Source organism: Desertivirga brevis (genome assembly GCF_017355835.1).
Window position 1 is genome coordinate 202,510 of record NZ_JAFEWF010000011.1, and the last position, 11,495, is coordinate 214,004.

At 42.8% G+C, this 11,495-nt stretch carries 8 protein-coding genes; 2 read left to right on the plus strand and 6 right to left on the minus strand.

All coding sequences use genetic code 11. From position 1 onward, the window contains the following. Positions 1-2: 2 nt before the first annotated feature. From J4N25_RS23175 to mutL, 6 genes are all read right to left on the minus strand, one after another. Positions 3-899, minus strand: a complete 897-nt coding sequence (locus J4N25_RS23175; protein ID WP_207424241.1) for a Cif family virulence factor — start codon at positions 897-899, stop codon at positions 3-5. A gap of 155 nt (positions 900-1,054) precedes the next feature. Then, positions 1,055-2,515 carry a cysteine--tRNA ligase gene (gene cysS / locus J4N25_RS23180; protein ID WP_207424243.1) on the minus strand — a complete coding sequence of 487 codons (1,461 nt, stop codon included), beginning with the start codon at positions 2,513-2,515 and terminating at the stop codon, positions 1,055-1,057. Between the two features lie 58 nt (positions 2,516-2,573). Then, positions 2,574-3,698 (minus strand): endonuclease/exonuclease/phosphatase family protein, encoded by a 1,125-nt coding sequence (locus J4N25_RS23185; protein WP_207424245.1) that lies wholly within the window; start codon positions 3,696-3,698, stop codon positions 2,574-2,576. Continuing rightward, positions 3,688-4,551, minus strand: coding sequence for a rhomboid family protein (locus J4N25_RS23190; protein WP_207424247.1), 864 nt, complete (start codon positions 4,549-4,551; stop codon positions 3,688-3,690). The genes J4N25_RS23185 and J4N25_RS23190 overlap by 11 nt, the downstream gene beginning before the upstream one ends. Beyond that, the gene (locus tag J4N25_RS23195; RefSeq protein WP_207424248.1) at positions 4,548-5,270 is read right to left on the minus strand and encodes a rhomboid family intramembrane serine protease; all 723 of its coding nucleotides are present in this window, start codon (positions 5,268-5,270) and stop codon (positions 4,548-4,550) included. The genes J4N25_RS23190 and J4N25_RS23195 overlap by 4 nt, the downstream gene beginning before the upstream one ends. Before the next feature lie 26 nt (positions 5,271-5,296). Next, entirely contained in the window at positions 5,297-7,162 is a 1,866-nt protein-coding gene (gene mutL, locus J4N25_RS23200; protein WP_207424250.1) for a DNA mismatch repair endonuclease MutL, read from the minus strand. 211 nt (positions 7,163-7,373) lie between these two features. On the opposite strand from mutL, the gene glgX reads away from it, so the two are divergent. Both glgX and treZ read left to right on the plus strand, forming a co-directional pair. Next, positions 7,374-9,512: a glycogen debranching protein GlgX gene (gene glgX / locus J4N25_RS23205; RefSeq protein WP_207424252.1), complete on the plus strand. Its 2,139-nt coding sequence runs from the start codon at positions 7,374-7,376 to the stop codon at positions 9,510-9,512. Positions 9,513-9,647: 135 nt separating this feature from the next. After that, complete coding sequence (treZ, locus tag J4N25_RS23210; RefSeq protein WP_207424254.1) at positions 9,648-11,489, plus strand: malto-oligosyltrehalose trehalohydrolase; 1,842 nt, start codon at positions 9,648-9,650, stop codon at positions 11,487-11,489. The last annotated feature ends 6 nt before the right edge of the window (positions 11,490-11,495 follow it).

The window sequence follows — 11,495 nt, forward strand, 5'->3', positions numbered from 1 at the left end:
GTTTAATTTTCAATCTCTTTTTCCTTTGGAGCAACTTCCCCTGCCTCACTGTAGATCTGTAGAATAATATTCCACTTATAACCAGGCTGAACTTCCCAAATGCGTATATAATGATACTTCTTTGGCCCTAATTTGGTATATATAGTAGCGTCACCTTGTGTGAAGGCAAACTCGCCACTATAAGCACGATCTACTTTAAGAGGAGTTGAATTCTCACGGAAATCCTTCTTTGCCCAGAAATCCATTATAGCTTTCTTACCAATGATTGGCTCATAATCAGGCAAAATAAGGCGGCAGTTTTCCGAAAGGAATTCATTCATAGCAATCTTATTATTCGCCTTTTCAATCGTACTTAGTAATTTATCAGAGCTGAAAACAATGTCTTCTCGCTGCTGCAAGCGATTTTTCGAACGCTGATGGACAAACTTCTCGTCAACAGGATTGGCAAAGTTCATTGCTCCCTTCTTTGCTGGCTTCTTATGAGATACTCCAAGGTCTACCGCTAGCTTCCACTTTCCCTTATCGTTCTTTTTCCAGATCGAAACATAAGTCCCATAGTACTTGGCAGGACCGTCCACAGTTTCTTTGAAAATAAAAGGACCTGTGGAGAAACCCCAGTCAAGGCTTTTGGAGATCCTTGCGAACTCGGGCTCCCAACTCATGTATCCTAAACTATCAGGCTGATTGCGGTAGTATTTCACAGCGCTCACTGGTTCCGGCCTGAAAACTATGGTCTTCTTGTCAGAAACTTTCAAAAAGGCCTTCTTCAAGCCTTTCTGGCTAACCAGAGCCGCGAAATTGCTCTCATTATTCAGGATCTGACTAACCTTTACTGTGGTTTGAGAATATGCAGTTGTTAAAAAAAACAGAAGAAAAGTAATAACTGAGAGTGATTTCATCAAGAATAATATTTCATCATAGAAGACAAACCAGCCGGGAGGATTTATCTTACTTGAAAGGTACTACTTCAAAAAGCAGGAAATTGTTTTGTTAGCTAGAGTGGGTATATCCTAAAGGTGACGAAGCCTCGCATCTTTAGGATATACCGATTCACTTAGGCCTTTGTCCAGGTTGTACCTTCTTTGCTATCTTTTAGCTGGATTCCAAGGTCCTGAAGGCCATTTCTTATTTTATCTGAGGTTAGGTAATCTTTATTGGCTTTAGCCTCTGAACGAAGCTGAATAATAAACTCCATGATCTTACCTATGTCATCCGTTTCCGCTTTCTCCACTTTAAGACCCAACACATCGTATACAAAGTCGTCCATTAGCAACTTCAAAGCATCAATATCTTCTTGTGTCACCTGCGCCTTTCCATCATAAACCCCGTTGATGATCCGTGCAGCTTCAAACAGCTGGGCTATCACTACCGGGCTATTGAAATCATCGTTCATAGCATCGTAACAAGCTCTACGGATGTCTGCTACGTTCACATTTGAGGAAGCAGAAGGTTTAAGCTTATCCAACAGGTCGATCGCGTTCATTAAACGTTTGAAGCCTTTGTCTGAAGCCTCTAATGCCTCATTCGAAAAATCAAGCGTACTGCGGTAATGAGCCTGCAACATAAAGAAACGCACTGTCATTGGCGAATAGCCTTTCTGCAATAAGGGGTGATTTCCTGTAAAAAGCTCGTGCGGAAGAAACCCGTTGCCCGCCGATTTAGACATACGTGCACCGTTAACGGTTAGCATATTGGTATGCATCCAGTATTTAGCAGGGGAAGTATGGTTACAAGCTTGCGACTGGGCTATTTCATTGGTGTGATGAGTGGCGGCGAGGTCCATTCCTCCGCCGTGAATATCAAAGATATCCCCCAGATACTTACTGCTCATGGCAGAACACTCGATATGCCATCCTGGAAATCCCCATCCCCATGGAGAAGGCCAACGCATAATGTGCTCAGGCTTCGCTTTGATCCATAGTGCAAAATCTAAACGGCCCTTTTTCTCATCCTGCCCGCCCAGATCCCGGGTATTGGCAAGAAGCTCCTCAAGGTTCCGATTGGTGAGGATAGTGTAGTTATTATCCTGTGAATACTTCTCTACGTCGAAATATACCGTTCCATTTCGTTCATAAGCAAACCCATTCTCTATGATCTGCTTCACCATTTCTATCTGCTCGGCAATGTGCCCGGTAGCAGTTGGCTCAATACTTGGAGGTAAAGTGTTAAATAATCGCATTACGTCATGGAAACCGATAGTATATCGCTGTACGATCTCCATTGGCTCCAATTGCTCCAGCCTTGCCTTTTTCGAAAATTTATCATCTCCCTCATCCCTGTCGCCTTCTAAATGCCCTGCATCGGTAATATTACGAACGTATCTTACCTTGTATCCCAGATGCAAAAGGTAGCGGTTAATCAAATCAAAGGAAACAAAAGTGCGGCAGTTACCTAAATGAACATCACTATATACAGTCGGACCACAAACATACATCCCTACAAAAGGAGGATTTAAAGGTTCGAACTTTTCTTTTGTACGGGTAAGTGTATTATAAATAACAAGGCTGTTAGTCATTTTGCAAACTTAATAAAATAGAGAAATAAATGAGGTGATGAAATATGGGGAGAACAGATTATTTAAGCTCCACATCGGAGCGAATGGGATAATGATCAGAAAGCTTTTTCTGTATGATACAATAGTTCTTCACATCGAAATCATTCGAAGCAAGGATATAATCGATCTGGAAATTTGGAAAATCACCATTATAAGTTACACCAAATCCGCTACCCTTTTCCCTGAAGCTATTCTTTATGCCTTTACAAAGCGTATTAACAGTGTATGATGCCGGAGTATCATTAAAATCACCTGCAATAAGATAGGGCAAACCGCTATCCAATGCGTGCTTCCTTAGTATCTTCGCCTGTTCGGCTCGTTTAAGGAAAGCATTCTTCAACCTGCTACCTATCCTTTTAGATGACTCGGCATTGGCGTTGGCTTGTTTAACCTCCTTAAGATAATCATAATCCTCGGGCTGAAACTTGATCGATTGAAGGTGCACGCAATAAATCCTGAAGCTTTTATTGCCAACCTTGAAATCAGAATAGATCACTTGATTCCCAGCATCTGTATTGGGGAATACTATCTGACCTTTATTCCTGATCTTGTATTTTGAAAAGATAGCCAATCCTATTCCCTCATAATCGTTGGCCATAATATTTTCGAGATAGTAATGCTCAGTATTCAGGATATCCAATACAGATTTGCGGATATTGAATTCTCCCTTTTTCCTCGAGTAGAATTCCTGGATACACAATACATCAGGTTGTTCATTTCTGATCACGTCCAGCATCTGATCCTTAATCACCTTATCGTTCTCCGAATCAAACTTCTTGAAATAGTGAGCGTTCCAGGTAAGAACACGAATAAAATTTTGTGAAGATTTAGGTACTTGTATCCCTGTAGAGCCTCTGAAGCCTATGTTACCAGTAACAAACTTCCAACCCAACAGAATAACTGCCAGAGATAGCAGGGCAAACTTAGCCTTTCTAAAAAGCCAATAAACAACAAATGCGACATTTATTAACAGCAGAAAGGGATAGGCTAAGCCAAAAAATGCAAAGGGCCAAAAGGTTTGGGGGTTGATAAAGGCTGCAAGATAACTCAAGAGCAAAGTAACGGCAGCGATAGTATTCAGCACAAAAACGCTTTTACTAAAGTACCCGATAGATGATCTTTTTTTCCTCGTTTTACTCCTCATTCTTATTGCTTGCCTTAAAAAGCAACTCTTTTTCCTGCTTTGTTAGGCTCTGATATCCTTTTTGTGAGATTTTATCTAATATCCTGTCTATAACTTCCTGCTCGGGAATGTCGTTTGTAAACCTGGGAGCTACCTTTTCCCGGTGCACTACTTTAAGCTTCGGCTTTTTATGGAACGTTTTACTCCAGTCGTTTCCTGCTTTAAGTTGTTTAATATAAACGAATCCAAGCAGAGCTCCCCCTAAGTGAGCTATGGCTCCACCCGCATTCAGCCCTGCCATACCTATTACATCGATCACTATATAAATTAAGGCCAGATACTTCAGCTGAACACTTCCAAAGATGAGCAAATGTAAATTATAATCAGGAAGCAAAGTGGCCGTAGCAACGATAATAGCCATTACACAAGCAGAAGCTCCCACAACAGTCGCTGCGGTAATAGAGTCTTTATAACCGGGAAATACATTATAGAACAGAATGAACAATAAGCCGCCAACTATTCCTCCCGCTATGTATGTAAAAGTGAATTGCCGTGCGTTCAAAAAGTCTTCAAAGATGCGTCCAAACCAGTACAAGGCCAGCATGTTGAAGATGAAGTGAAAAAGGCCATCGTGAACGAACATATACGTAAACAAGGTCCAGAACTTATAAAGCAGTGAGGGCATAAACGCCGGCAGCGCCAGGTTTATCTTCAGAAAAGGAATAATTCCCGTTTCCATACGGAAAAGGAACTCCACCACATTCACCACTGCAAAAAACAAGAAAACAATGGTATTGATACCAATAAAAAAGTTCATGCGGCTTCCCGAATGCACCATTTTATACCATAAATCGCTAATTACAGATCTGTTCATAAAAACCCTCCGGGACGTCTGATCCCCCAAAGTTTAATCAATATAAAACCGAACAATGCGCCTCCAAGGTGCGCGAAATGTGCCACCGAGTCTCCCGCGAACTGTCTTACCCCTAAAAATAATTCTATTAGTACATAAACAGGCATTATGTATTTTGCTTTTATAGGTATCGGTATCAGCATAATAAACAATTCGGCATTGGGAAACAGCATTCCAAAGGCTATCAATATTCCAAATATAGCACCCGAGGCCCCCAACATCGGAATATAATAGATCTCTCCCAATTTCTGCAAGGCTTCTTGATTTGGCGACTGATAGGTTTCGGGGTTCAGTGTAATTCCCCCTGTTAATGAATACACTTCAAAAGCCTGAATAGCCATTTGAAGTACTAATGCCCCCAACCCCGTCAGAAGGTAGAAGTTCAGAAACCTCTTTGAGCCCAACACATACTCTATTGCTGATCCTAAGCTGTATAGCGCAAACATATTAAATAATATATGTAAATAGTTTTGCGGGCTGTGCATAAACATATACGTTATGGGTTGCCACACCCTGAACTTAGGGGAATCAAAGTAATGAACCCCTAAAAGATCAACGAGCATCATGTCTCCCCCTCTTCTGATAACCAGAGTTGCGAGGAAAAAAATAATATTTATTATAAGGAGGTTCTTTACAACCGGGGGGATATTATCGAAAGGAGATGATCTATAGCTGTTCATTTAATGTCATACCGAATTACGGCTTTTTATTTTTCAAATTTCTGTAAAAGATCGTCCATGGCATAAGTGATAACAACCGGTTTCCCTGTAATGGACGAATTAGGCATTTCACAGGCGAATAACTGATCGATCAGATTGTTCATTTCCTCCTGCGTTAATGGCGTTCCGGCTTTGATTGCCGCATTTCGTGCAAGCGTACGGGCCAGATTATCACGCTTATTTAATTTCAAGAGCGTGAAATTGTTTTTAAAACCCTCTATCAAATGTTCAAGCATTTCTACCTCACTCACATTTGCACTTATGTCTGCAGGGATCCCCTCAACAACCACGGTATTTTTACCAAACTCACGTACCTGGAAACCCAGCGACTGAATATCTGGAAGCAGCTCCCTCACCAATTCAAAGTCTATAGCGCTAAGGGTCACAGTTTGAGGAAATAAGCTTTGCTGACTTGCCCCTTTATGCGTATCAAGCTGCTGCAGGAAACGTTCATATAGAACACGCTCATGTGCTCCCTGCTGGTCTATCAGCATGAAACCTGATCGGATCTGTGAAATGATAAAACGGTTATGCAACTGAAATATTTGACGATCGCTGGTTTTATGACTCTTTTTCTCGATCCCTGGCTCAAGTTCTATTTGCTGCTGCTCGGCCGTGGGAGTTTGAACGATCTCGTACAAAGAACCCCAATTCTTGCTCACATCCTTCTTGTCTGAACCAAAGCTTCTTTCAAAATAAGAAGATGAAGACGAAGAACTAGACCGGGCTTGTTTCTGATCTGCAGCAAAAGGATTAAAATCCGGATTGAAGGTGATCTGCGGCGGCACAATATCTTCAGGTGCTTTCTGAGAGATCATGTGGCTAAATCCAGTTTCCTGATCAAAATCTATAGTTGGCGTGATGTTGTATTGCCCCAACGACCGCTTAACAGCAGAACGGATGATTGCGTAGATCGACTTCTCGTCCTGATACTTGATCTCCGTTTTAGTGGGATGAACGTTTATATCAATTTTAGAAGGATCTATTTCAATAAAGAGCACATACAAAGGATAAGTCTCTTCCGGAAGCAGATCTTCAAAGGCCGTAAGGATCGCATGGTTGAGATATGGATCCCTGATAAATCGCTTGTTGACGAAGAAAAACTGTTCTCCTCGCGTACGTTTCGCAAATTCTGGCTTACCTACAAAGCCCTTCAGATTTATTATTGTTGTGTCTTCCTCTACCGGAACCAGCTTTTGGTTGTAAGAGTTTCCAAAAAGATGGACAATCCTTTGTTTAAGAGTGGCCTTCGGAAGGTGAAAGATTTCGTTCCCGTCTGAGTGAAACGTAAAAAAGATTTCCGGATGGGCCAGCGCAACACGTTGGAACTCGTCAATGATATGCCTTAATTCAACAGAATTGGCCTTGAGAAAATTGCGTCTTGCCGGAATATTATAAAACAGGTTCTTAACACAAATAGAAGTGCCTGCCTGCGCAGAAACTGGTTCCTGCTTAATTACTTCTGAACCTTCTATACAGATTAAGGTTCCCAGCTCGTCTTCATGTTTCCGGGTTTTAAGCTCCACTTGTGCAATAGCTGCAATCGAAGCCATGGCTTCCCCTCTGAAACCCATTGTCCGGATTGCAAAAAGATCCGTTGCCTGCCGGATTTTCGATGTCGCGTGTCTTTCAAAGCACATACGGGCGTCTGTGATACTCATACCGCATCCGTCGTCAGTTACCTGAAGTAAGGACTTGCCTGCTTCCTTTACAATCAGTTGTATTTTAGAAGCACCAGCATCAATAGAGTTTTCCAGAAGTTCCTTTACCGCCGATGCGGGCCTTTGCACTACTTCCCCTGCTGCAATCTGGTTAGCCACCGAGTCTGGTAAAAGCTGTATAATATCCGACATAATCGTAGCAAAATTAATTAAAATAAAAGGGGAATAAAGGATAGACCTGTAAAACTGCGGATCAATTATTTGTAAAAAGAAAGATTAGCTCAGGCAGTTCGGTGTTTTTATACGCATGCCTTTCCGCTATAAACACCTGTTTTCAAATTCTTCTGAAAACCCTTGCATATCTGTAAAACATTTCTTACACATTTTTCATTTTATTGCCAATATGAGCAGACTAATATATCCCGGAAGTCCTTATCCGCTTGGTGCAACCTGGGACGGAAAAGGTGTTAACTTTTCTATATATGCGGAAAACGCAACTGGCGTAGACCTATGTTTATTTGACAGTAACGACGATTCAAAAGAGAGCGAACGGATTAAGATCCAGGAGCGTACTCACCATGTTTGGCATGTATACATTCCAGACATGCAGCCGGGACAGCTTTACGGGTATCGTGTGCACGGCCCTTACGAGCCTACAGAAGGCCACCGGTTTAACGCGAACAAATTATTAATAGACCCTTATGCCAAGGCAATTGCCGGTACAGTACAGTGGCATGATGCACTTTTTCCTTATGAAATGGGACACCCTGATGAGGATCTAAGTTTCAGTAAAACTGATAGTGCTCCCTACATACCTAAAAGTGTTGTTATAGATCCGAACTTTGATTGGGAAGGAGATGTTGCTCCAAAGATCCCGTATCATAAATCAATAATTTATGAAGCACACGTAAAGGGATTTACTCAAATGCATCCGGACATTCCGGAGGAGATAAAAGGGAGCTATGCTGCTATCGCCCACCCGGTAACAATTAAATACCTGAAGAAGCTTGGAATTACCGCTATCGAACTTCTTCCAGTACATCAATTTGTACGCGACCGTTACCTCTTCGAAAAAGACCTTACCAATTACTGGGGCTATAACACTATCGGTTTCTTCGCTCCTGATGTAAGATATTCAAGTAGCGGCTCTCACGGCCAGCAAGTGATAGAATTCAAGAATATGGTGAAGGAACTGCACAAAGCAGGAATTGAAGTGATCCTGGATGTTGTGTATAATCACACAGCGGAAGGAAATCAGATGGGCCCTTCACTTAGCTTCCGAGGCATTGATAACGCCTCCTATTATCGTCTGGTAGAAGATAACAAGCGCTATTACATGGACTATACAGGCTGTGGAAATACGCTGAACGCTAACCTGCCGAACGTGCTACGTTTGATCATGGATAGCTTAAGGTACTGGATATTGGAGATGCATGTGGATGGTTTCCGCTTTGACCTTGCATCAACACTTGCACGCGAACTTCATGAAGTGCGTCGCTTAAGTGCCTTTTTTGATATAATCCACCAGGATCCTGTAATTTCACAGGTAAAACTAATTGCCGAACCATGGGATATTGGTGAGGGAGGTTATCAGGTAGGTAAATTCCCTCCGGGATGGGCTGAATGGAATGGTATGTACCGCGACTGTATCCGTGACTATTGGAGAGGAGAAGAAAGTGTACTGGGTGAATTTGCCGAACGCTTTACCGGAAGTTCAGATCTGTACAAAGATGATTACCGTAAACCTACGGCTAGTATCAACTTCATTACAGCACATGACGGATTTACCCTGCACGACCTGGTTTCGTACAATGAAAAACATAACGAAGCGAACGGCGAAGACAATAATGACGGAGACAGCCATAACCGCTCCTGGAATTGTGGAGTAGAAGGACCAACAGACGATCCGGAAATTATTGAACTAAGGAATAAGCAAAAAAGGAATTTCCTTACCACCATGTTCATTTCACAAGGCGTACCAATGCTTGTTGCAGGAGATGAAGCAGGCAGAAGTCAGGGCGGAAACAACAATGCTTATTGCCAGGATAATGAAATTTCATGGATCAACTGGGCCGATGCTGATAACGATCTTCTGGAATTTACCAGCAAACTAATCCACTTTCGGAGGCATCATCCGGTATTTCGCAGACGTCGCTGGTTTAAAGGACAGCCAATAAAAGGTGTTGGCGTGGAAGACATCAACTGGTTTTTACCCGACGGATCAGAAATGCCCGATGAGGCATGGGGTGATAACTTTGCTAAATCCATCGGCGTGTTCCTAAATGGTAAAGGAATCCGGACGGTTGGACCAAAAGGAGAACCTGTACTCGACGACCACTTTTTTGTGATATTCAACGCGCATTACGAGCCTATAGAATACGCATTACCTACAAAAAGGTACGGTAAAGAATGGATAAAAGTGATTGATACCCATAGTGGATATATCAATGACTCGAGAGAAGGAGAAGTATTTGCTCCAAAAGAAACCGTTATGGTAGAGGGCAGATCTGTAATGGTATTTAAGCAGATAGTACCAAGATAAAAACCTTTTACTGCTCCTATACCTCTATCAAGAGCTTTTAAGTCGGGGAAGCCGAAAATGCTTCCTCGACTTAATTATCTAAACCAGGCATCGCTAACATGGCCAGGCAGATTTCAAAAAAAACATTTTAATCTAATGAAAAACAGAACCTTGGGCGTAAACTTCAACGAGGAAGGCCAAGCGGAAGTGCTTCTATGGGCACCGAAAGCTGAGAAAGTTGAGATTCTTTTAAAGGAGACTGGTAAAAAGATCTCTTTGCTGAAAGAGGATTTCGGATATTGGTCTCTAACCACTTCAGAGATAAAAGCCGGAGACCGGTATATGTTCGTCCTCGACGGAGAGAAAGACAGACCAGATCCAACCTCGCTTGCACAAGAAGACACTGTTCACGGCCCCTCCGTTGCTGTTAACCTTAACACTTACCAATGGAGCGACCAGGACTGGCAGAACCTCGATCTCGACAAATACATCATTTACGAGCTGCATACCGGTACTTTTAGTCCCGAAGGCACATTTGAAGGGATTGAAAAGAAGTTGGACTATCTGCTTGAACTTGGAGTAAACGCTATAGAGATCATGCCTGTAGCCCAATTCCCTGGAGGACGTAATTGGGGTTACGATGGAGTCCTTCCATTCGCCACCCAAAATACATATGGAGGAGCAGCGGGACTTCAGCATCTGGTAGACGCCTGCCATAAGAAAGGGATCTCTGTTATCCTGGATTGCGTTTACAACCACATGGGCCCTGAGGGAAACTACCTTGGCGATTTCGGGCACTACTTCACAGATAAATACAATACCCCCTGGGGAAACGCTATAAATTTTGACGACGAATGGTGTGACGGTGTTAGAAGATATTTTATAGAGAATGTACTGATGTGGTTCCGTGACTTCCATATTGATGCACTGCGACTTGACGCTGTACATGCCATCAAAGATTTCAGTCCTGTACACATCCTCCGCGAGATAAAGCAGAATGTGGATCAGCTGATGGAGGAAACAGGAAGAAGACATTACCTCATCGTAGAATTAGATCTGAACGACACAAAATTCATTAATCCCCTTGAAAAAGAGGGTTACGGGATGGATGCGCAGTGGGTAGATGAATTCCACCATGCGCTGCGGGTAACAGCCGGAGGAGACAGGAATGGATATTACTCAGACTTTATAGATGTAGATCACCTCGCCAAAGCTTACAAAGACGCTTATGTTTACGACGGACAATTCTCTCCTCACCGTAAAAAATCATTCGGAATCAAGGCTGAGAATAATCCCGGAAAACAATTCATCGTCTTCTCGCAGAATCACGACCAGGTTGGGAACCGTATGCTTGGAGAACGCACCAGCCAGCTGCATAGCTTCGAGATGCAAAAACTTCTGGCAGGATCGGTGCTCATCAGCCCCTATATTCCGATGCTCTTCATGGGCGAGGAATATGGCGAACCCCACCCCTTCCTGTATTTTGTAAGTCATACCGACCAGGAATTAGCCGAACTAGTAAGAAAAGGACGAAAAGCAGAATTTGCAGCCTTTCATGCAGAAGGAGAAGCACCAGATCCGGTAGCCGAAAGCACCTTTCAGGAATCCAAGCTTCAATGGCATTTACCACAGGAGCAGCCGCACAGCATCCTTTTCAACTACTATAAATCGCTCATTCAGCTAAGGAAAGAACACCCTGTGCTAAGTAAGCTGGATCGAACGCAATTAGAGGTGGATCATCATAAAGATGAGCAGGTAGTTATCCTTCATCGCTGGAACCAGGGAATTAACCTGGTGTTCATCATGAACTTCGCCAGCACGCCTAAAGAAGTTACTATCCCAGGCCACAGTGCACAATGGCACAAATTGCTTAATTCTGCTTCCGCAGAATTTGGAGGATCGACAGAGATACCCGATTACGCTGCAGAAGGTGAAAAGATCAGCATCCCTGCAGAGGCAATTATCATTTACCAAAACAGCGCTACGCAGGCAAGCTAAAGACAT

What these genes read in the sequence shown, in the direction of transcription:
- J4N25_RS23175 (WP_207424241.1), bottom strand. Translation starts at nt 899, where the DNA reads ATGAAATCACTCTCAGTTATTACTTTTCTTCTGTTTTTTTTAACAACT.
- cysS (WP_207424243.1), bottom strand. Translation starts at nt 2,515, where the DNA reads ATGACTAACAGCCTTGTTATTTATAATACACTTACCCGTACAAAAGAA.
- J4N25_RS23185 (WP_207424245.1), bottom strand. Translation starts at nt 3,698, where the DNA reads ATGAGGAGTAAAACGAGGAAAAAAAGATCATCTATCGGGTACTTTAGT.
- J4N25_RS23190 (WP_207424247.1), bottom strand. Translation starts at nt 4,551, where the DNA reads ATGAACAGATCTGTAATTAGCGATTTATGGTATAAAATGGTGCATTCG.
- J4N25_RS23195 (WP_207424248.1), bottom strand. Translation starts at nt 5,270, where the DNA reads ATGAACAGCTATAGATCATCTCCTTTCGATAATATCCCCCCGGTTGTA.
- mutL (WP_207424250.1), bottom strand. Translation starts at nt 7,162, where the DNA reads ATGTCGGATATTATACAGCTTTTACCAGACTCGGTGGCTAACCAGATT.
- glgX (WP_207424252.1), top strand. Translation starts at nt 7,374, where the DNA reads ATGAGCAGACTAATATATCCCGGAAGTCCTTATCCGCTTGGTGCAACC.
- treZ (WP_207424254.1), top strand. Translation starts at nt 9,648, where the DNA reads ATGAAAAACAGAACCTTGGGCGTAAACTTCAACGAGGAAGGCCAAGCG.